A 21,223-nucleotide genomic window follows, 5' to 3' on the forward strand; every position below is an offset into this window, starting at 1 on the left:
TATCATTACATTAATTTCCGCCGTTGTCACCCTATGCGCAGCCAAGATCACGACCGTATTTTTCTTTCCCCGCCCCACCTTGGTCGTCACGAGCTGAACTATGTGCACAAGGCTATTGAGGATAACTGGGTAGCCCCAACGGGGCCCAATATCACTGGTTTTGAGGCTGATATCTGCCAGCATACCGGCGCATCGCATTGCGTAGCGCTCAACTCAGGCACGGCCGCAATTCACCTCGGCCTGATATTGTTGGGTGTAGGCACCGGCGACGAAGTGCTTTGCTCCTCTTTCACCTTCGTAGCCACCGCCAACCCCATTGTATACTCGGGGGCCACTCCAATATTCATTGACAGTGAGCCGCAAACCTGGAATATGTGCCCGGTGCACTTGCGCGAAGCTATTGAAGACCGCCTGCGACTAGGCAAAAAGCCCCCCAAAGCGCTGCTGCTGGTTCACTTATACGGCATGCCGGCCCAGCTGCGTGAGATTCTGGCCATAGCCGACGAGTTCAACATCCCGGTACTCGAAGACGCTGCCGAAGCATTGGGTTCCTGCTACGACAAGCGGCCGCTGGGTACGTTTGGGGCAGTGGGTGTTTTCTCGTTTAACGGAAACAAGATTCTGACTACCAGCGGCGGCGGCGCGCTTGTTACCAATAACGCCGACTTAGCCCAGCAAGCCCGGTTTTTGGCTACCCAAGCCAAAGATCCGGCTCCCCACTACCAACATTCCGCCACTGGCTACAACTACCGCCTGAGTAATATTCTGGCGGGCATCGGGCGGGGCCAGATGGAGCTGCTGGACGACCGCGTGAAAAAGCGGCGCGAGATTTACGCTTGGTATCAGCGCCACCTCGCCGACTTGCCGGCCCTGCAATTTGCCCCCCAGGAGCCCGCCGGCAGCCGCTCCAACCGCTGGCTCACTACCGTCCTCCTCAATCCCACTCACACCAGCGTTACGCCCGAGCAGGTCCGCCTACACCTCGAAACGCGCAACATCGAAGCCCGCCCCCTCTGGAAACCCCTGCATCTGCAGCCCCTCTTCCAAAATGCCCCCAATACGGCGGCAGTGTCTGCGAGGATCTGTTTGACCGCGGCCTATGCCTACCCTCCGGCTCCGCCATGACGGACGAGGATTTGCGGCGTGTAGCAGGAGCCGTGCGGGAGGCGGTTGGTATTGATTAGCCTATCTTAATGATTGGTAACCAACCTAATAGAGTTATAAAAAGCAGGGGCAATTACAGAGGGAAAATCATTTATCTTTTATAGTTAGCAGCTATAGATTCGATTACGTTAAGCAATTTTTCCGGGGAGAGCGCCTAGCGTATGAGTAGCCGCCGCCCCTAGCTTTTACCTACTTTCCACCCGACCGCCTGGCTCGGGCAAAGAGTGCGAGCGAATGGAAGTAGCTGCTGGCGGGTAACGTGCGACATTTAGCAGGGCCATACCCCGATAAGGCTTGATTCAGGTTAATGTTTGTGAGGCGCTACACCGGGTTGAGTAATCTGAAAGCCTGTTTTAGCTTTCTCTTCTTCAACCATTTTTTTCACCTGGGCAAGCAGATCTTTTGCATCGTAGATAATGCCATCCTTGATGGTGTACTTTACTCCCCCTACCCTACTCACCTGGTTGTTTTCTGCCAGTCTGATGGTCCCGGTACCATATAAAACTTTGAAGTCCTTGAGCGGATTCTCCTCCACAATTACAAAATCAGCCAGCTTCCCGATCTCTACACTCCCAATTTCCTTTTCCATGCCTAACAGCTCCGCTCCGTTCAGGGTGGCAGCTTTTATAACCTCCAGCGGGTGAAATCCTGCCTCACGTAGCAGCTCCATCTCGCGAGGATATGCAAACCCAAACAGCTCATAAATAAAACCCGAATCGGTACCTACTGTAACCCTGCCACCACGGTTTTTATACTCATTGATAAAAGCCATCCACAACCTGAAGTTTTCTCTCCACTGCACCTCCTGCTCCGTGCCCCAAGAGTGCCAGTAAGAGCCGTGCGCATTCCAGCTGGGGGTGTAAAACTTCCAGAGTTCGGGCATGGTGTAGTCCTGGTGCCACTCGGCGGTGCGGGCCCTCATCAGGTCTCGGTTGGCCTCATAAATATTAAAGGTTGGGCAAAGGGTAAAGTTCAACGCAATCAGCTCATTCATCACCTTATTCCATTTCGCGGAGAAAGGCGCGGCAGTTTGTTTCCACAAGGTGCCGGCTTCCTCGAAACGGTTCTGCTCGTTGGTATAGTTGTAGTCCAGGGAGTAATGCTGCACCGTACGGTCCGTGAACATGGCTTCGGGCAGGCCATACCAGTGCTCCAACGAGCTGATGCCAGCTTTGGCACTGTGCATCGCATTCCAGCGACCTACATCCGTCTGCGAATGGTGGATAGCCGATTTCAGGCCCAGCTTCTTGTTTTCCTCGGCGGCAGCCTGCATGATTTCCGGGGCGGCCCCAAAGAACTTAATCCCATCTGCGCCGGCTTTGGCGTTCTGCCTTACCCATTCGCGGGCCTGCTGGGGCGTGGCAATGGGTTGTTTGCTGCCCATGCCAAACCGGGTATAGGCCCGTATGCGCGGGGCAGTAATCGCGTTCTGGGCGCTTTTCTTTTTCTGCTCCAGCGTCCAAGCCAGGCCATTACCCGCCGATGGCTCCCGAATGGTAGTTACGCCGTGCGCCATCCAAAGCTTATAGACATAGCTGGCATCGGAGCCATTGTTGTTGCCAATATGGGCATGGGTATCCACGAAGCCCGGCATCAGGTACATACCCGATGCGTCCAGTTCCTTGCCGCCTAGCTTCAGTGGGGGGCGTTTTGTGGCATCTATGGGCAGGGCCGTGGTGCCCACCACCCGGACATCAGTAATGCGGTTGTTTTCCACCACAATATCTACCGGGCCCAGGGGCGGCGAACCCGTGCTGTTAATCAGAATAACACCCCTGATGATAAGCTGCGGCCACGGACCTTCCCCCTCCTGCCGGTTGGGCACCGCTGCGGGCTGCGGCTGCGCGGCTAGGCGTAATTGAGCCAGCAGGCACAGCAGCAGAAAAAGTGTTTTGTGCGACTTCATGCGGATGTTGCTTTTAATACAAAGCTCTGCCTCCTAGCGGAAACAGAGCTTTGAATGGGGCGATAATGCGGCTAAGGTTCTGGCTAGCGTAAATCAAAACGGATAGGTAGCGCAATGTGCAGCCGGTTATCTGTTTGTTTGCCCTGTTGGCTTTCCTCCCTCCACTTTCTTGCGGGTATACTGGGCCGGCTGGCCGGGCTTCGGTAAAGAAGCCCGGATAAACTCCCGGATATCCTCGTTGGAGGTGGCCAGATCTTCGCTGCGCAGGTACATCATGTGCCCGCTGCGGTAGCCTTTGAAGCTCATGCGGTCCTTCATTTTACCGCTGGGGTCCAGTTGCCACATGTTGTATTTGGCATTGAAGTAGTCGCAGGCTCCATCGTAGTAGCCCGACTGTACCATCAGATGCAGGTTCGGATTCTGAGCCATGGCCTGCCGCAGGTTGTCACCGGTGTTATCGTCGCTGTTGTCCCAGGGGCGCACCGGCCCGAACATATTGTATTTTATGTCGGTCTTGTATTTCAACTCCTCGCTTATGTACATGTTGATGGCTGGGGTAAAGGAGTGCAGCCACGAAGTAAGCTCCGGCGCATAATCCGGCTGCAAGCCTATCTCCTGCTTATCAATTCCGATGTAGCGGGAGTCGAGTCGGCCAATGGTGTAGCCTTCCTTACGCAGCAGCTCTTTCCAGAAAAAAGCTGGCGGCACGTTCAGATTTTGCTGTAGAATTACCTCTGCTGATAAGCCGGAGTAGTGGGCCATTTTGCCGGCAATTTCTTTTTTCTTCTGGTCTCCGAGGCTCCATCCTCTGGTAATAGCCGGAATCAGCTCGTTAATCGTGAATTCCTCTACTTCAGGCAGCATAGCCGTCAAATCTTTCTGTTGCAGATCGGACGCCAGTACCTTATGATGCCAGGCAGTTGCGGCATAATACGGCAACATGTTGGCGGCGGCTACCGGGCCTTCGCGCTTGATGCCCAACTCGGTGGGCGACACCAGAATCACCCCGTTCAGATACATCCAGTGGGCATTCTGCAGTTCCAGGGCCAGCCCCGAGACCCGGGTGGTACCATAGCTCTCGCCAATCAGATACTTTGGCGAAGCCCACCGTTTTTTGCGGCTAACAAAGGTGTTGATCCAGCCGGCCAGGTACTTAATGTCGGCATTGACGCCAAAAAACCGCTTGGCAACCGCCTCTGCCTTCAGCGTATCGACCGCTCGGGAGAGCCCGGTGTTTACCGGGTTTACATACACGATGTCGGCTACATCCAGAATGGAGTGTGGGTTCTCCTTTATCCCGTACGGCTGCAAGGGGTATCCTTCCTTATCAATGTTAAGCAGCCGGGGCCCGGTATAGGCAATGTGCATCCACACCGAGGCGGAACCAGGGCCGCCGTTGAAGGAAATAACCAGTGGCCGGTTCGCCTTGTCCTTCACATCAGAGCGCTCGTAGTAGGTGTAGAATAGCCCAGCTACCGGCTTGCCCTTCTCATCCCAAACGGGTTGGGTGCCGGCGGTGGTGGTGTACGGAATACGTTTGCCTTTTACCGTCACCTCGTGTTTGGTGACTACAGTCGAGTCCAGTTTCAGGGCCAGCTTCTGTGCCGCTACGGGGGTCAAAGCAACTGATAGTAGAAGGAATAAGGATAAGAGTCGTTTCATTTTTTAGTCTTTGAGCCAGAACTAGTTATTATGTTCAGGTTAGCTTTCTGTTTTCGTTTACAACGTCAGCATGTTAGTTTCCAGCGCGAACTTCCACCCTATTGCAATTCCTGACTCGGGTAGCGCCGCGCCACGGCGGCTCGTTGAACAACCGACTGGGGGGCAAATTCTACCCCTGGGTTAAATTATACTGGCTGGGGGCAAATTCTGCCACATCAGCAAGGAGCTGCCGCGTGTGGCCACATACCCTAGCCAATGGCTTGAGGAAATATCGGCAGATACTTACTGTGAAGAACTAGAAAGCGGTGCGTTTGCGGTGGGCGGTCATCAGAAGCGCATAACCGCTTGCAGCGTGATGCGCTCCTGAATTTCTATGGCCGCGTGTCCCAGAATACTCTTTCCAGCAAGGTTGCTTTTTGCTTGATATTGGGATTGCTGCTTACCTCGTTGAACGGATAGAACAGCGACCTGGGTACGCCATTCCAAACGGCCACGGGTGTCGGGATGGGTTTAATATTGGGGTAACCTGTTCTTCTCCAGTCGGTCCAGTTTTCCATCACCACGCCGAAATTGGCAATGTATTTCTGGTTGATGATCTGCTCCAGCCTCGCCGCCTGCGTGCCGGCCAGGGTGCCATTCGCAGCCAGATAAGCCGTAATGGCGGCCGGTGTTGTTCCGGCACTACTCATGGAAGCCCGGATTCCTTCGCGGAAGAATGTTTCGGCGTCGCCGGGAGCCCCGAAGCGTAACGCGGCTTCGGCTCTGATAAAGTTGTACTCGGAGTAGAGCAGCAGCCGGGAGGGCGCGTCGCCGCCGTAGGTGATGGCCGTGCCCTGTATGCTTCCGTTCGCGAGCACGCCCGCGGGGTTGACGGCCGAGGCAGTGCCCTTGAGGTAGCTGTGCAGCCGCGAATATAGCGCTGACGGCGTGGCGTCCAGAATGGAAGAGCCCTTATACGAGGTGGAGTTGAACGGGAAGGGGATGAAATAGGCCGTCCGCCGGGGTCTTCCTTGGTATTCATCAGGTCCACCAGAAAGCGGTTGGGGAAAAACTGATCCCTGAACTGTCCCCCCTCTATGCTCGCCAGTGGGTTTTGCCGCTGCGCCTGGTTCAGGAACATCATCTGGAAGTTGTCGTCATTGGCCTTCATAAACTCTGCGCCACTGCTGATGAGAGCCCTGATCTGCTGGGAGGCAAAGGCCGGATCAGACTCACTGTAGTGCAAAAACATCCGCAGCTTCAGCGTATTGGCCAGCCGCTCCCATTTTACTTTGGAGGCCGCCCAAGTTGGGGCGGCATAGATGGTAGTAAAGCTGTTGGGCTCCAGCAGCGAGGTCGGCGCATTCAGATCCGCGATGCCTTCATCGAGGAGAGCAATCAGCTGGGGGTAAATGACGGCGTCGTCATCGTACTTCGGGTATTGGACCTCCCCAAATTTAAGCCCTTCGGTGTACGGCACATCGCCCCAAGCATCCACCGTTACCTGGTAGGTATAGGCTTTCAGGATTTTAGCGACCCCGGTGTAGTGGGGGCTGCCATTCTCCGTGGATACTTTAATCAGCTGCTCCAGATCGGCGAGAATACCCGCAAAAATAGAGTTCCATGTATTGTTTACATCTGAGTCGCTGATGGAGTAGCGCTCGTAGTTGGTGAAGGTGTTATTCAATACCGGCCCCTGCGCAGAAAACTGCTGCATGATCAGGTTGCTGTAGCGCATCAAATCGCTTACCCCATGAAGCCAATATTGGTAGTGGCGGCCGGAAGTATCTCGGTAGCACGGGCTACTGTGATGTTGTTCGGGTCATCGTTTACGTCGAAAAAGCTGTCACACGAGGGGAAAATCAACCCGGCCGACACCAGCGCGATGGATAGGATTTTAGGGTATTTCATGAGTGTGCGGTAACTGCAGGAAAGGAAAAGTTAGAAGGTAGCCCGTAAGCTGGCCCCGACTGTCCGGGCTACTGGCTGAATACCAAACTCCAGCCCGCGGGAGTTGCTCACTCCTTGCAAGTTCTGCTCCGGATCGAGGTGCGGATAGTTCGGCGCATGCACAAACAGGTTGCGGCCGTACAGCGATACCTGAAGCGCATCGATAAAGCCTACTTTGGACAGCAGCGGCTGGGGCAGGCTATAGCTCAGGTTCGCCTCGCGCAGCTTCACAAACGAGGCATCGTGTACGTAGCCGGCCCAGGCGACATACTTGCCGCGCAGGCCCCAGTAGTCCTGAGCCGTCACGTACACATCGTTGGGGCGGCCATCAGCCAACACCCCTTCGAACAGATAGGGCTTGTTCGGGGTGCCATCGGCGTTAAAGCGGGGGGACTCGGCCGTTTCCGCCGCCACCCCCTGAATCCGTAAATCACCCACCGTGCGGGACAGGATATCGCCTTTGTATTTCCAGTCGAGCAGGAAGGACAGGCTCAAGCCTTTGTAGCTGAAGGTATTGGTCAGGCCCATGGTAAACCGCGGATTCGGGTTACCAATTGCCGATACGCCGGGCGCCGTCAGCGGCAGCCCATTGGCCCCAATCCGGAGTCTTCCCTGCTCGTCCTTAAGGTAGTCGGTCGAGTAGATCAGGCCGTACTGCTGGCCGGCCACGGCCTGGGTGTTCGGGGACGTAAAGCCCCCAATGGTCAGTCTTTCCACGCCCGGGGCCAGCTCCTCGACCACGGTGCGGAAGGTGGTGAAGTTGAGAATAGACTCCCACTGGAAATTCGCCATTTTAATCGGGCTGCCCGACAGCAGCACCTCCAGCCCTTTGGTCGACAGCTTGCCGGCGTTGGTGATGGAGCTGGTAAAGCCAGAGGTCGCCGGCACGGGCACGGCGAAGATTAGGTTGCGGGTGTCTCTCTGGTACACCGAGGCATCGAGGTACAAGCGCTCCTTGAAGAAGCTCAACTCCGTGCCGAGTTCAATCTCCCGCGTAAACTCCGGCTTAATGTTCGGATTGCCGGCGGAATTGTTGTAGGTATAACCAGCTAAGCCATTAAAAGGAAAGTTAACCGTGGTGGAGCCCCAGCCATCGGCGGCGCTGGCCTGGCCCCAGTAGGTGCTGGTGCTGTACACGGCGGCCCCCTTGCCCACTTCGCCCACGTTGGCCCGAATCTTCGCGGAGGACAGGATGTTTCCTTTCAACTGGGGAAAGGCATCGGTCGGCACAAAGCTCACCGCTACCGCCGGATAGAAGATAGAGCGGTTGTCCTTGGTTAGGGTCGAGGAAAAGTCGTTTCTGCCTTTGATGTTCAGGGTGAGGAAGTTTTTGTAATCCAGAATAAAGTCACCGAAGAAACCCATCAGCCTCCGTTCCGTGATGCTGCCGGAAGGGTTATAAGACAGGAAGTTCTTTAGGTTATCAAACCCCGGCACCACGATACCCAGACCAACGGCGTTTATCGTGCTGCTGTAGTTGGATATCACCTCGTTGCCCAAGGTGGCTGTGAGGCGGAAGTTTTCCCCGAGGTTGCGGTTGCCCGTTACCGTGAGGTAGGAGTTAATGTCGCGGGAAAAGAGTTCGGCGTCCCGTATGCCTCCGGCGCCGGCCGAGTTGGTGTTGCCGTTGCTTCGGATGCCTTTGTCGTCAAAGCCTTTGCTACGCGTAGAAAACACGTCGCCTCCAATGCGGAAGTCGGCCCGCAGCCAGTCCGTAAAGTCATAAGCCAGGTTCACGTTACCGAATACCCTGTTCGTCTCGTCCGAGTAGGTCACGTGCTCGATGGCCCAGTAGGGTTGATCCTCGGCAGCAAACCAGCGTTGGTTGCCCAGCTCATCCTGGTAGGGCAAACCCGACAGGTTATAGCTGCGGGGCGTATAGATGCCGCGCCAGAGGGGATTGGAGCCTTGGTTGCCGGCCTGGGTGCGCTCCGAGCGGTTGTTGATGTAGTTGATGGAGGTGTTGACTGTCAGCTTGTCCGTTAAGCTCGTGCCCAGGTTGATGTTGAAGGAGTTTCGCTTCAGCTCATTGCCCGGGACCAGCCCCGTTTCATAGGTGTTGCCGTAGGAGATGCGGTAGTTGCTTTTGTCGCTCGCCCCGGAGAAGCTCAGGTTATTCTGCAGAAAGGCCGAGGTCTGCAGAATGTCGCGCACATTATTCGGGTAGGCTTGCAGCACCTCTTCCTCCCCAAACCAGTTGGTGACGGTCTGCCCGGTGATGCGCGGCCCCCACGAGCCGGGGACATTGTTAGCGTAGGTGCCGTTGTTGCCCTGGGCGTACTCATTCTGAAAGTCAGGAAACCGGTTTATCCGCCCGGCGCCGTAGTTGGAGGAAAAGGTAATCAGGTTCTTGGTACCCGCCTTCCCTTTTTTGGTGGTAATAAGGATAACACCGGACGCCGCCCGCGACCCGTAGAGCACGGTGGCTGCGGCGCCTTTCAGCACGCTGATGCTTTCGATATCGTCCGGGTTGATATCCGCCGCCCGGTTGGAGGTCGCTACCCCGGAGTTCACACTGTTGGCGCCCCCGCTGTTATCAATGGGCACGCCATCGATCACGAACAAGGGCTGATTGCTGCCCGTAATACTGGAAAAGCCCGAATGGTGATGTTGGAGCTGGCCAGCCCCCCCCGGTACCGGAGATCTGCACCCCGGCCACTTTGCCCGCCAGCGCATTGGTCACATCGGCTACGGGGGCCTTGGTGATCTGCTCGGCGCTGACCCCACTCACCCCGTACCCCAGCGATTTCTTGTCCCGTTCAATGCCGAAGGAAGTAACCACCACTTCCGAGAGCAGCTTCGAATCCTGGGCAATGGCGATATTGTACATGCTCTGCTGCGTGACGGGTATTTTCTGCGTCAAAAAGCCAATAAAGGACACAACCAGCGTGGCGCCCTCGGGGCCTGCAAGCTGAATTTGCCCCCACGTCGGTTTGAGTGCCTCTCGTGGTGCCTTCGATCACCAGCGTGACACCCGGCATGGGGAGTTGTCTTCCTTGGAAACAACGGTGCCGGTAATTTCTTTGTCTTGGGCTAGTGCCAGACGGCAAACGCTGAAGAACAGAAAAACCAAGAGTAGATGTCTTCTCATCATAAAATTCAGGTTAGGTTCTTGGAGGGAAGATATAGGATTAAGGGATATAAATGAGAAAATACGCTATATAAATAAGATCTATGCTTCCAGCCTGCTGCCCTGAACCTCTAGCTGTTTGCCCTCCGGGCTGAGGCGTGAGCGATTCTAAGAGAGCGTGGGGCAGTCAGGTGAAGCGACTAGTGAGGGGTAGCGCCGGATAGGCGTTCGGGGCATACTGAGCCCCACTGGTTCATGCTTTTTGATGCGCTATCCCTAGTTCGATCTGAAGTGGGCCGGCATTTGAGGCCATTCCGGCAGCTCAGCCTATTTACATGCTCCTTGTCGTCGAGGTGATCTAGTAGGTTCCCTGCAGGGAGTTCTGCAACAACCACAGAAGCTTATCGGACCCTACCGCAAAAGGTAATTTTACACCTCATCCGCTCGCGCGAAGTAGTCAACAGTCGTCCTTCCCTAGTCCGTCAGAATGAGCCCTGGCTGTAGAGTGGCCGTTCAGCGCAGGGAATCCTTCGGCGTTTTATTATAGAGAGCCTCTTGCTGCTCCCTGTTTAAGCCTTGATACGCCATCAGCTCTCGAGGGGTGGCTCTGGGCACAAACAAGATATGATTCCCCTACTGGGCATATCCCACCAGGGCCGTGTCGAGCACCACTTCATCGGCTTTGGTAATACGCACCTGCACGGTAAAGGTATCCGTATACGCTAGACAGAATCGCTCCAGTAAGAGCCGCGGCTTTTCCGGAAAGGAGTCAGTATAAATGATCGTCGAGTTAAACGCTACCCGGACCCGTTCGCCTTGGAAGAAGACACCCCCCACCTGAAAGTTTTCACATGCCTCCTCGGGCTGTTCTTGTCGGTGGCAGCTAGCGGCCAGCAAAGTTAGCAGCACGAGTCGGGGAAGGGCGTTGCGCATGAGCACTTTTTCTGGTTGTTTCATTAGGGTTTCTCAGTCGACAAGATAGACAGCCGTGTGGGTACTTGGCTCCGGGTATAAGCCCGTCAACGACGGTTCTATGTCTGTTGGTCTGAGTGGCCGAGGCATTATCCTATTCCCTCAGCTCCTCACTAGGCGATAGGGCCCAATAAGCGAAGGCTATCGGTAAATGGAATAAACGGAGTTTATAAGATTGGTAGCGGAGCTATTACTCCTTTTACGTGTTGTAAACGACCGTGGCTGTTGCAGAAGTATCTGAGGAATAGGGTGCTCGTATACAGTGGATGCAGGGCCAGAAACAGTTCCACGATAAAGTCAGCACGCACTTTCGCCTTTCGGAACGGGTGCCGACGCAGAATTTATATCGTCGCTTACGCGACAGGGTAAACTGGGATTTTCTGCGCCTGCAGATCCGGCCCGTCTACAGCCACACGGGCCAGCCCTCGCTCGACCCGGTCGTGTTCTTCAAGCTCGTGCTGGTCGGACGCCTGGAAAATATCCTTAGCGACCGACGCTTAATCGAGCAGTGCGCGCCGCGCCTGGATATTCTCTACTTTCTGGGCTACGAAGTCGACGAAGAATTACCCTGGCACTCGACGATTAGCCGCACCCGTCAGCTGTACCCCGCGGCCGTATTCGAGCACCTCTTTGACCACGTATTTGCCCAGTGCGTGGCCGCCGATACGCAGGTCGTGGACTCGGCCCGGTCAAAGCTGCCGCTTCCCTCGATAGCCTGCGCGAGAAGCCCGCAAGCGCCGTCCCTCCGTTGAGGGTAGCGGATGAGCAAGTGGATCCGGCGCCAGCAGTTGCCGTGCGCTCGGCCCCCGCTCACCAGCTGCGCCGCGAGGTGACCCGGCGGGCGAAGCGGCAAGCCGCACCAGGTGGGCTCGGGGCCCGCCACCCCAAAGCCCAGTTGCTGAGCAATAAAACCCACTACAGTCCCACCGACCCTGAAGCGCGTATTTCGGTCAAGCCGGGCAAAGCGCGCGCCCTGAATTACCTCTGTAGTGTGGCCGTGGATACGGCCAGGGGCAGCATTAGCCACATCCAAGCGGACTTTGGCGACCGTCGCGACAGCACGCACTTGCCTGAGTTGGTGCCACGGCTGCAAACCCGGCTAGTGGCCAACGAGTTAACGCTGCGCGACTTCGTAGCCGATACGGGCTACTCCAACGGCTTTAACTATGCCTTCCTCGAACAGCGGGCTATTACGCCCTGGATTCCGGTTTTTGGTCACTATAAGCCAGCCCCAGAAGGCTTTAGCTATGAGGCGGCAGTAGATGCCTTTCGCTGTCCAGCGGGCAAGTCACTCCCTTTTCGCAACTACGCGACTAGCCAAGATGGAAACTGGGTCAAGAATTACCGGGCGGCTTATCAGGACTGCCAGCAGTGCCCCTTAAAGATGCGTTGTACGCCGGCAGCGCCCCAACAGAAGTTTGTGCGCTCGGCCTTTGACGCGGCTTATCGTCGCGCCTGGCATCGGCAGCAGAGTCGGGCAGTTCAACGGATGCGTCGGGTCCGGCAGCGCACGGTCGAACCCGTTTTTGGGAGCCTGCTGCAGCACTACGGGCTGCGACGGGTCGGCACCAAGAGCCGGGCAGCGGCGCATAAGACTATGTTGCTGAGTGCTATCGCCTACAACCTGAAGAAGCTGCTCAAGCACCGGCCTACCCAGTGCCTGAGCCTGGCAGTAGCCCTGCCCAAACCGCCTCCCCCACCGGGTGCCCTCCCGTTGCAGCGGCGAACACGTAGGTATTACCGTAAATGCCAGCCAGCTAAACACGAGGACAACGGAAAAAGCAGAGTTCTGCAACAGCCACGACCTTCCACCACTTGTAAAAGCTTGGTGAGGTCCGATAAGGTTGGGTACTTGGTGCCAAACGTTGGCAGTATGCTGAGAGCGGGTTAGTTAAGCTTCCATCCGTGGCCAACGAGGGGCCGGCCATTTGCCTGTTGAACGCTCATCCTTGTCACTACAACTTAGTAGGTTCCCCGCTGAGCATTTTGCAACAGCCACAGCAGCTATATAAACCTTTATTATTTATTCTTATCCGCTAAGGCCTCCATCTAAATATTCGTTAAAGAGCTGCTGACGTGCATTCCAAACTCCCCAGGTTTAGCCACCTAGTTCGTAATTAGTATCCGGCAGCTCAGAGACAGTTTTGACGCTTGAAAACGTGTAGATACTTTACCCTTGCTCCAATGCCTGCTCCAAATCAGCTAATAACTCTTCTTTCACCTCAATGCCCACTGATAAGCGCACCAAGCCCACAGTGATACCTAGTCGCTGCTGCTGCTCAGGGCGGAGGGACCGGTGCGAGGTACTGAGTGGATGTGAGAGTGACGAATCAACTCCTGCCAGCGATGGTGCAAACGGAAAGCGCAGTGAGCGACGCATAAATTGATTCACCAACTTCTCATCATCAGGCAAACGGAAGGAAAGCATACCTCCGAACTGAGTCCCGCCTTGACGAGCGGCAAGTTGGTGCTCTGCATGGCTTGGTAAACCCGGATAATTGACTTCTTGTACGACTGGATGGCGGTCAAGCATCTCAGCTATAGCTTGCGCATTAGAGCTGTGCTCCTTCACACGCAGGCGCAGCGTTTTGAGCCCTCGCACTGCCAGCCAGCTCTCCATCGGACTTAGAGTTAAACCCAGAGTCATTCCAATCTGGCGGAGGCGAGCAGCTGTTTCGGTGGTGGCGGCAACTACTACCCCAGCCGTTACGTCGGAATGGCCAGCCAGGTATTTAGTTACGCTGTGCAACGTAATATCAGCACCATACTCGATAGGGCGAGTGAGTAGAGGCGTAGCAAACGTATTGTCAATAACCAGCTTTACGCTATGCTGATGGCACTCTTCGGCCAGAGCCTTCAGATTTACCACGCGCAACAACGGGTTACTCATAGTTTCGGCCAGCAACAGGCGGGTGCGGGGTTGCAGATGCGGCTTTAGATCGTAAAGCTCCTCGAAAGGCACATAGCTCACCGAAATTCCCAGGCGACTTAGTTCCAGATTCAGCAGGGCCGCTGATCCACCATAGATATCAGCCGCGCAAAGCACATGGTCGCCGGCTTCGCAGTAAGCTAAAATGGCTGCCAGGATAGCCGCCATGCCGGAGCCCGTTGCAATTGCCCCCTGCCCACCTTCCAGCCGGTTCACTGCCTCGGCCAGTTCATCGGAGTTAGGGTTACCATTCCGTGAATACATGTAGCGGCTGCCGGGCTCATCGAAATACTGTGCTATGCCATCCAGATCCTCAAATTTGAAAACCGACGTTTGATAGATGGGGGTGATTTTGGGATGGATATGCATACAGAATGATGTTGCCGAATCTCGGGATACAGGGACTGTGGGGGGCAAAATTAGACCGGTCTTGAGCTAGTAGCTCTTCCTCAAGAATGGTTAAAGGAAGCAGGATCAACCAAAAACAAAAAAGCCTTTCCTGGCAAAGGAAAGGCTTTTTACTACTACATAAACCAGCTTAGGCAACTACGCCTTCAGCCAGCACGATAACATTGTTGCGCAGCACTTCTACCACGCCACCTTCGATGCGGAAGGATTCGCGGCCCGTAGCGCTGTTCACGTTGATGCTACCCGCCTGTAAGGCACTGATAAGGGGAGCGTGGTTGTTAAGCACTTCAAAAAGTCCATCCGCCCCTGGAAACTGAGCCGAAGTGACCTCACCCGCAAATATTTTCCGGTCTGGCGTGATGATTTCTAAATGCATGTCAGTTGAATTGTTGAATAGCTGAATGGTTAATCGTTCGACGAGTAGTACCGAGCAATCAACCATTTAGCCATTCATCTCTTTAAAACAGTTATTTCGCTTCAGCAATTAGACGCTCACCTTTTACAACGGCATCCTCGATAGTACCAACGAGGTTGAAAGCTGCTTCAGGTAGGTGGTCGTGCTTGCCGTCGATGATTTCGTTGAAGCCGCGGATAGTGTCTTTGATATCAACCAACACACCCTTCAAACCAGTGAACTGTTCAGCTACGAAGAAAGGCTGCGACAGGAAGCGCTGCACACGACGAGCGCGGTTTACGACCTGCTTATCTTCCTCCGACAGCTCATCCATACCAAGGATGGCGATGATGTCCTGCAGTTCTTTGTAGCGCTGCAGAATCTCTTTCACGCGCTGGGCGGTGTTGTAGTGCTCCTCACCCAGAACTTCAACGGACAGAATGCGCGAGGTAGAGTCAAGTGGGTCAACGGCAGGATAAATGCCAAGCTCAGCAATCTTACGCGACAATACCGTCGTGGCATCCAAGTGAGCGAAGGTATTAGCCGGCGCTGGGTCAGTCAAGTCATCGGCAGGCACATATACGGCCTGTACCGACGTGATAGAACCACGCTTGGTAGAAGTAATGCGCTCCTGCATGGCACCCATTTCGGTGGCCAGCGTGGGCTGGTAACCTACGGCCGAAGGCATACGACCCAACAAAGCCGAAACTTCCGAACCAGCCTGGGTAAAGCGGAAGATGTTGTCAATAAAGAACAGGATATCGCGGCCTGAACCAGTACCGTCGCCATCGCGGAAGCTTTCAGCAATGGTAAGACCTGACAGGGCCACGCGAGCACGGGCTCCGGGCGGCTCGTTCATCTGACCGAATACGAGGGTAGCCTGCGACTTAGCCAGCTCCGTCTCGTCTACTTTCGACAAGTCCCAGCCACCTTCTTCCATGGAGTGCTTGAACTCGGCGCCGTAACGGATGATGTCCGACTCAATGAATTCGCGCAGCAAGTCATTTCCCTCACGAGTACGCTCGCCTACACCAGCAAACACCGACAGACCGGAATAAGCCTTCGCGATGTTGTTGATCAGCTCCTGAATCAGTACGGTTTTGCCTACGCCAGCACCACCGAACAAACCAATTTTGCCACCTTTTACATAAGGAGCCAACAGGTCGATTACCTTGATACCGGTGAAGAATACTTCCGACGTCGTAGCCAGATCCTCAAACGGAGGAGCCGAGCGGTGAATTGACATCGGTCCGTTGCTATCAGGCTGACGAATGCCGTCAATGGCTTGGCCAATTACATTGAACAAGCGGCCTTTTACGCCTTCACCAGTCGGCATCGAGATGGGCGAACCCAAGTCGCGCACAATGGCACCGCGGGTCAGACCCTCAGTCGAGTCCATGGCGATGGTGCGCACCCGGTCTTCGCCTAAGTGCTGCTGGCATTCGAGGATAACGACCTGGCCGTTGTCTTTTATGACTTCGAGCGCGTCGAGAATGTTGGGGAGGCGCGTGTCATCACCGGCGAAGCTTACGTCCACTACGGGACCAATTACTTGGGTGATTTTGCCGTTATTCGCCATTGGAGGTCTTTATATAGATGGGTGGCAACGTTTTCAGGCCGCAAAACTACGGCTTAATCCCCGCTTTGCCAAAGCTCGCGTGAGCGGAAAGTTTGTGCAGTGCTGGAGTATTGACAATCAGGCACTCAAGACGCTTTAAACCCAATATTTGCCCCCCAGCCCCAGAAAATATTTTAAAAAATATTCGATTAGAATTTGCCCCGAATTATTCGCCTCGTACATTTGCACACCCAAACGGCATTGCCACTGGGGACTTTGTCCGATGGTGTAACTGGCAACACGCTTGATTTTGATTCAAGAAAGTCCAGGTTCGAGCCCTGGTCGGACAACTACTTGTAACGCGAAAGGCGCTGATACTTCCCCCGGGAGGAATCAGCGCCTTTCGCTTTTTAGTTTAGCCTTTTCGGCCTTTTCGCTTTATAATCGGCTATTTTTACTTATCGCTCCCTTCTGCTTAGCTCAGCCATATAGCGTCTCCTGTTTACCTTTGCACACTCCGCTGATTCCCAACTGAATTAAACTCATGTCCCAGCAGGTTAAACTTTTCGCAGGCAACGCCTCGCACGAACTCGGTGAGAAAATTGCCGCCGCTTATGGCACCCAACTCGGTGATCTGAGCCTTCAGCGCTTCGCCGACACTGAACTGGGACCAAGCTTCAACGAAAGCGTCCGGGGATGTGCCGTGTTCCTGATTCAAAGCACGTTTCCGCCGGCTGAGAACCTGATGGAACTCATGCTGATGGTAGACGCCGCCAAACGTGCCTCTGCCGCCTCCGTTACCATCGTGATGCCCTACTATGGCTACGCCCGCCAAGATCGTAAGGATAAGCCGCGCGTGAGTATCGGGGCTAAAGTGGTAGCCGACTTCATCCAAAGCGTAGGCACCGACCGCCTGATGACGTGTGACCTGCACGCCGGCCAGATTCAAGGCTTTTTCGATATTCCCGTTGACCACCTTGATGGTTCGGCCATGTTTGTGCCTTATATCAAGTCGCTGAACTTAGAAAACCTCATTTTCGCCTCCCCTGACGTGGGTGGTGTGGTGCGTACCCGCGCTTTTGCCAAGCGCTTCGGGGCCGAAATAGTGGTGTGCGACAAAACGCGTTTGCGGGCCAATGAAATTGCCTCGATGCAGGTGATTGGCGACGTGACCGGGCAAGATGTCGTTCTGGTCGATGATATTGTAGATACGGCTGGCACCATCTGCAAAGCGGCTGAATTGCTGCTAGAGCGTGGTGCGCGCTCAGTGCGCGCTGTTATTACACACCCTGTGCTCAGCGGCCCGGCCCACGACCGCATTCGCAACTCCGTGCTGGAAGAACTGGTGGTATCCGACACGATTCCGTTGCGGCAGGAGAACCCAAAAATCCGGGTGATATCGTTGGCTGATTTGTTTGCCCACGCTATTCGCAACGTCGTGACGCACGAGTCGATCAGCTCGCTCTTTACCTGATAGTTGGGCCGTGGTGCTTTGTTTCTATTAGCGGCGCGGCCTTTTACACACTATATATCAAGTCCTTTTTAGTTAACGGACTTAAACCGTATCTTTGCGGCCCCATTAATTGATGGGAGCAAAAAATACTTTTTCCAAAAACACTCTTTTTATGAAAAGCTTAGAGATTGTAGGGTTTAAAAGAGCGAATCTCGGCAAGAAAGAGGCAAAGCAGCTGCGTCTTGATTCTTATGTTCCGTGCGTAATGTACGGTGCAGGAGAGCAGGTACACTTCTCGGCTCCTGCCATTCTCTTCCGCGAATTGCTGTACACGCCTGAAGTACACATCGTTGATTTGAACGTAGAAGGTACCATCTACCGTGCTATCGTGCAGGACGCTCAGTTTCACCCCGTGAACGAGATGCTGCTGCACGTTGACTTCCTGCAATTGCAGGATGGCAAAGAGGTAAAAATGGACATCCCTGTTAAGTACATCGGCACTTCGCCCGGCGTACAGCAAGGTGGTAAGCTGATCTCGAAGCTGCGTAAGGTAAAGGTGAAGGCGCTGCCCGAAAACCTGCCCGACTATGTAGAGGTGAACATCTCGGACCTCGAGCTAGGTAAGTCTATCAAAGTAAGCAAGGTGCAGCCTACCAACTACACTATTCTTACTAACCCCCTTGCTCCTATCGCTACCGTGGCTATCCCACGTGCGCTGAAAGGTGCAATGGCCGGCGGCGACAAGTAAGCCCCCGCCACAGATTTTATAATCCGTTCGATTATCTAAAGAAAAGCCCCCAGAAATATTCTGGGGGCTTTTCTTTAAATGATTTAAGCCCTAAAACAAGACTGAATATTCGTCAATCTTGTGTTACCGATTTAATTCATGATTCAATGAAATACCTGGTTTTATGCCTCGGCAATATTGGTCCGGAATACGCCGACACGCGTCATAATATCGGATTTATGGTGGCCGATTATCTGGCACAAAAACACGAGGCGCGGTTTGAAATAAATCGGTACGCGTTTGTGACGGAAATCAAGCATAAAGGCAAAACCTTCGTGCTGGTAAAGCCCACAACGTACATGAATCTGAGTGGTAAAGCGGCGGCGCATTATCTGACCAGCTTGAAGCTTGAGAAGGAGCAGATGCTGGTTGTGACGGACGATTTGGCGCTACCGTATGGCAAGCTGCGCCTGAAAGGAAAAGGCTCGGCTGGGGGGCATAATGGCTTGAAATCCATTCAGGAAACGCTGGGCACGGACGAATACGCCCGCCTGCGTTTTGGGGTTGATGCTAACTTTCCCAAAGGTCGGCAGGTGGATTATGTACTCAATCCATTTTCGGCCGATGAGCAAATCGACTTGCCGCTGCGCATTGAAAAAGCCGCTGAGGCTGTGCTGGCGTTCGGCACGCTAGGCATTGAGCGCGCTATGAACGTGGTCAATGTGAAATAACACCTTCGCAGACGCGACTGAAACCCTATAAGGCGGTTGACTTTAAGCATTTAAACCCAAAAAAGCCCCCAGCGCTAGTGCTGGGGGCTTTTTTGGGTTTAAGCTGAAAAGCTTGCTGAGAACAGCGTGTCTACATTACGCCGCTACCGGGCCGCACTTGCTGGCCGGGCTGCATGAGGGCCAATGAGCCGTCGGCGTTTTCGGCCAGCAGCAGCATGCCCTGCGACTGAATACCTTTTATCTCTCTGGGAGCCAAATTTAGCAACACCAACACCTGTTGTCCGACCAGTGCTTCCGGAATAAACGACTCGGCAATGCCGCTCACAATGGTGCGCTGCTCCAGCCCGGTATCCACCGTGAGTTTGAGGAGCTTTTTGGTCTTGGCAACTTTCTCAGCGGCCGTGATGGTGCCTACGCGCAAATCCATGCGGCTGAACTCATCAAACGACACGTTATCCTTGGCGGGAGCCGTTACAGCGTTTGCTAATTCGTTGGCTTTTTTGGTATCGAGCAGCTTTTGTACTTGCGCCTCTACCGTAGCATCTTCAATCTTTTCAAACAGCAGAAATGCCTCGTTCAGTTGATGTCCGACAGGCAGAGCATCGGCGTTGCCAGCAGCGGTCCAGGGGCTTTTTCGGTGTTCAACATACTCCCCAAACGTGCCGCTGTGCTGGGCAGAAAAGGCTCCATTAATGTTGTCAGGCTAGCTGTAATTTGCAGCCCAATATTTAGGATAGTTCCTACCCGCGCCTCATCCGTTTTGATGAGTTTCCACGGCTCCGTATCTGCCAGATATTTATTGCCCAAACGCGCCAAATTCATCAGCTCATTCAGCGCATCACGGAAGCGGTAATTTTCAATTAGCTGACCAATACGCGCCGGAAAATCGGCTAATTGCTGGAGCACTTCCTGGTCAAATTCAGTAAGCTCATTTCGCGCCGGAATTTGTCCCCCAAAGTACTTATGCGTGAGCACAACGGCACGATTTACGAAGTTGCCGAGCGTGGCTAACAGCTCGTTATTATTGCGCGCCTGAAAATCTTTCCAGGTGAAATCGTTGTCTTTATTTTCGGGAGCATTCGCGCACAATACGTAGCGCAAAACATCAGCACGACCGGGGAAATCCTGCAAATATTCGTGCAGCCACACGGCCCAGTTGCGTGAGGTAGAAATTTTGTCGCCTTCAAGATTCAGGAACTCATTGGCGGGCACGTTATCGGGCAAAATATAGTCGCCGTGCGCTTTGAGCATGGCCGGAAATATAATGCAGTGAAACACGATATTATCCTTGCCGATAAAGTGCACCAGCTTCGAGCCGCTGTCTTTCCAGTAAGTTTCCCAGGTGTCGGGCAGCAGGTCTTTAGTAGCGGAAATGTAGCCGATGGGTGCATCAAACCACACGTACAGCACCTTGCCTTCCGCGCCTTCTACCGGCACGGGCACGCCCCAATCGAGGTCGCGGGTAACGGCGCGCGGGTGCAGGCCCTGGTCGATCCAAGACTTGCATTGGCCGTACACGTTGGCTTTCCAGTCGTTTTTATGGCCTTCCACAATCCATTCACGCAGCCAGGGCTCATATTGATCGAGAGGCAAGTACCAGTGCTTGGTTTCGCGCAGCACCGGGTTGTTGCCACTTAGCATGCTGCGCGGATTGATTAGTTCAGTGGGGCTGAGCGAAGTGCCGCACCGCTCGCACTGGTCGCCGTAGGCGTTTTCGTTGCCGCAGTTGGGGCACGTACCCACGATATAACGGTCGGCCAAAAATTGGTTGGCCTGCTCATCATAATACTGCTGCGACGTTTGCTCGATGAATTTTCCTTCCTCGTAAAGCTTGCGAAAAAAACCGCTCGAAACTTCGCGGTGCGTAGCCGAGGAAGTGCGCGAATAGATATCGAACGACACACCAAAATCGAGGAAAGAATCTCGAATCAGCGCGTGATATTTATCCACCACCTGCTGCGGCGTAACACCCTCTTTTTGCGCCCGAATAGTAATAGGCACACCGTGTTCATCGGAGCCGCAAATAAACTTTACATCGCGGCCGGCACTGCGCAGGTAGCGCACATAAATATCGGCTGGCAAATAAACACCTGCCAAGTGACCAATATGCACCGGACCATTGGCATAAGGCAAAGCAGCAGTAACGGTATAACGTTGAAAGTCAGAAGACATAAGAAGAAGCTAAACCCAAAAAGGGATTCGAAAGAAAGAAGTGAAATGGCTGTACTCAGGTAGCATTTGGGTACAAAGAAAAGTTTAAATACAAGGATAAATCAGCTTAATAAAACAATAACGAATTGGACATAGTAAATACGGCTAT

Annotated in this window: 16 protein-coding genes, 1 tRNA gene and 2 pseudogenes; 7 read left to right on the top strand and 12 right to left on the bottom strand. The window is 54.1% G+C overall.

The features are described from left to right. The first annotated feature begins 33 nt into the window (after positions 1 to 33). The gene (locus H9L05_RS02760) at positions 34 to 1,125 is read left to right on the top strand and encodes a DegT/DnrJ/EryC1/StrS family aminotransferase (RefSeq protein WP_317175084.1); all 1,092 of its coding nucleotides are present in this window, start codon (positions 34 to 36) and stop codon (positions 1,123 to 1,125) included. A gap of 343 nt (positions 1,126 to 1,468) precedes the next feature. On the opposite strand, the gene H9L05_RS02765 is transcribed toward H9L05_RS02760, so the two are convergent. The 8 genes and pseudogenes from H9L05_RS02765 to H9L05_RS02800 form a co-directional block, all read right to left on the bottom strand. Next, entirely contained in the window at positions 1,469 to 3,070 is a 1,602-nt protein-coding gene (locus H9L05_RS02765) for an amidohydrolase family protein (RefSeq protein ID WP_187732934.1), read from the bottom strand. Between the two features lie 126 nt (positions 3,071 to 3,196). Then, positions 3,197 to 4,732 (bottom strand): S10 family peptidase, encoded by a 1,536-nt coding sequence (locus H9L05_RS02770; RefSeq protein WP_187732935.1) that lies wholly within the window; start codon positions 4,730 to 4,732, stop codon positions 3,197 to 3,199. 371 nt (positions 4,733 to 5,103) lie between these two features. Further along, positions 5,104 to 5,589, bottom strand: a complete 486-nt coding sequence (locus H9L05_RS24680; RefSeq protein WP_262892613.1) for a SusD/RagB family nutrient-binding outer membrane lipoprotein — start codon at positions 5,587 to 5,589, stop codon at positions 5,104 to 5,106. A 155-nt stretch (positions 5,590 to 5,744) separates the two neighbouring features. After that, a pseudogene (locus H9L05_RS24685) lies at positions 5,745 to 6,449 on the bottom strand (SusD/RagB family nutrient-binding outer membrane lipoprotein); the annotation flags it as partial. An 8-nt stretch (positions 6,450 to 6,457) separates the two neighbouring features. Continuing rightward, positions 6,458 to 6,622 (bottom strand): hypothetical protein, encoded by a 165-nt coding sequence (locus H9L05_RS02785; RefSeq protein WP_187732938.1) that lies wholly within the window; start codon positions 6,620 to 6,622, stop codon positions 6,458 to 6,460. Between the two features lie 30 nt (positions 6,623 to 6,652). Continuing rightward, a complete protein-coding gene (locus tag H9L05_RS02790) occupies positions 6,653 to 9,220 on the bottom strand; it encodes a SusC/RagA family TonB-linked outer membrane protein (protein WP_262892676.1) in 2,568 nt (855 codons plus the stop codon). Further along, on the bottom strand, positions 9,198 to 9,542 hold the full coding sequence (locus tag H9L05_RS24690; RefSeq protein ID WP_187732940.1) for a TonB-dependent receptor plug domain-containing protein: 345 nt from the start codon (positions 9,540 to 9,542) through the stop codon (positions 9,198 to 9,200). Before H9L05_RS24690 ends, H9L05_RS02790 begins: the two co-directional genes overlap by 23 nt. A gap of 822 nt (positions 9,543 to 10,364) precedes the next feature. Further along, on the bottom strand, positions 10,365 to 10,688 hold the full coding sequence (locus H9L05_RS02800) for a hypothetical protein (RefSeq protein WP_187732941.1): 324 nt from the start codon (positions 10,686 to 10,688) through the stop codon (positions 10,365 to 10,367). A gap of 281 nt (positions 10,689 to 10,969) precedes the next feature. Here H9L05_RS02800 and H9L05_RS02805 point away from each other — a divergent pair, with 281 nt between their 5' ends. Further along, a complete protein-coding gene (locus tag H9L05_RS02805; protein ID WP_187732942.1) occupies positions 10,970 to 11,455 on the top strand; it encodes a transposase in 486 nt (161 codons plus the stop codon). 41 nt (positions 11,456 to 11,496) lie between these two features. Then, the gene (locus tag H9L05_RS02810) at positions 11,497 to 12,594 is read left to right on the top strand and encodes a transposase (RefSeq protein ID WP_187732943.1); all 1,098 of its coding nucleotides are present in this window, start codon (positions 11,497 to 11,499) and stop codon (positions 12,592 to 12,594) included. A 279-nt stretch (positions 12,595 to 12,873) separates the two neighbouring features. Here the strand turns inward: H9L05_RS02810 and H9L05_RS02815 are convergent, their stop codons facing one another. The 3 genes from H9L05_RS02815 to atpD all read right to left on the bottom strand — a co-directional run bounded on the left by H9L05_RS02815 (position 12,874) and on the right by atpD (position 16,013). After that, complete coding sequence (locus H9L05_RS02815; RefSeq protein WP_187732944.1) at positions 12,874 to 14,001, bottom strand: trans-sulfuration enzyme family protein; 1,128 nt, start codon at positions 13,999 to 14,001, stop codon at positions 12,874 to 12,876. A gap of 169 nt (positions 14,002 to 14,170) precedes the next feature. Continuing rightward, positions 14,171 to 14,416 carry an ATP synthase F1 subunit epsilon gene (atpC, locus tag H9L05_RS02820; RefSeq protein ID WP_084444313.1) on the bottom strand — a complete coding sequence of 82 codons (246 nt, stop codon included), beginning with the start codon at positions 14,414 to 14,416 and terminating at the stop codon, positions 14,171 to 14,173. 91 nt (positions 14,417 to 14,507) lie between these two features. Beyond that, the gene (gene atpD / locus H9L05_RS02825; protein WP_187732945.1) at positions 14,508 to 16,013 is read right to left on the bottom strand and encodes a F0F1 ATP synthase subunit beta; all 1,506 of its coding nucleotides are present in this window, start codon (positions 16,011 to 16,013) and stop codon (positions 14,508 to 14,510) included. A gap of 256 nt (positions 16,014 to 16,269) precedes the next feature. Between atpD and H9L05_RS02830 the strand changes: the two genes are divergently transcribed. The 4 genes from H9L05_RS02830 to pth all read left to right on the top strand — a co-directional run bounded on the left by H9L05_RS02830 (position 16,270) and on the right by pth (position 18,903). Next, positions 16,270 to 16,342 (top strand) — tRNA-Gln (locus H9L05_RS02830). Between the two features lie 194 nt (positions 16,343 to 16,536). After that, positions 16,537 to 17,466, top strand: a complete 930-nt coding sequence (locus H9L05_RS02835) for a ribose-phosphate pyrophosphokinase (protein WP_187310601.1) — start codon at positions 16,537 to 16,539, stop codon at positions 17,464 to 17,466. Positions 17,467 to 17,617: 151 nt separating this feature from the next. Continuing rightward, positions 17,618 to 18,193, top strand: coding sequence for a 50S ribosomal protein L25/general stress protein Ctc (locus H9L05_RS02840; RefSeq protein ID WP_187732946.1), 576 nt, complete (start codon positions 17,618 to 17,620; stop codon positions 18,191 to 18,193). Positions 18,194 to 18,339: 146 nt separating this feature from the next. Next, complete coding sequence (gene pth / locus H9L05_RS02845) at positions 18,340 to 18,903, top strand: aminoacyl-tRNA hydrolase (protein WP_187732947.1); 564 nt, start codon at positions 18,340 to 18,342, stop codon at positions 18,901 to 18,903. Positions 18,904 to 19,033: 130 nt separating this feature from the next. Here pth and metG read toward each other — a convergent pair. After that, positions 19,034 to 21,075: pseudogene (gene metG, locus H9L05_RS02850) on the bottom strand (methionine--tRNA ligase). Positions 21,076 to 21,223: the final 148 nt, after the last annotated feature.

Source organism: Hymenobacter qilianensis (assembly GCF_014489555.1).
GTDB lineage: Bacteria > Bacteroidota > Bacteroidia > Cytophagales > Hymenobacteraceae > Hymenobacter > Hymenobacter qilianensis.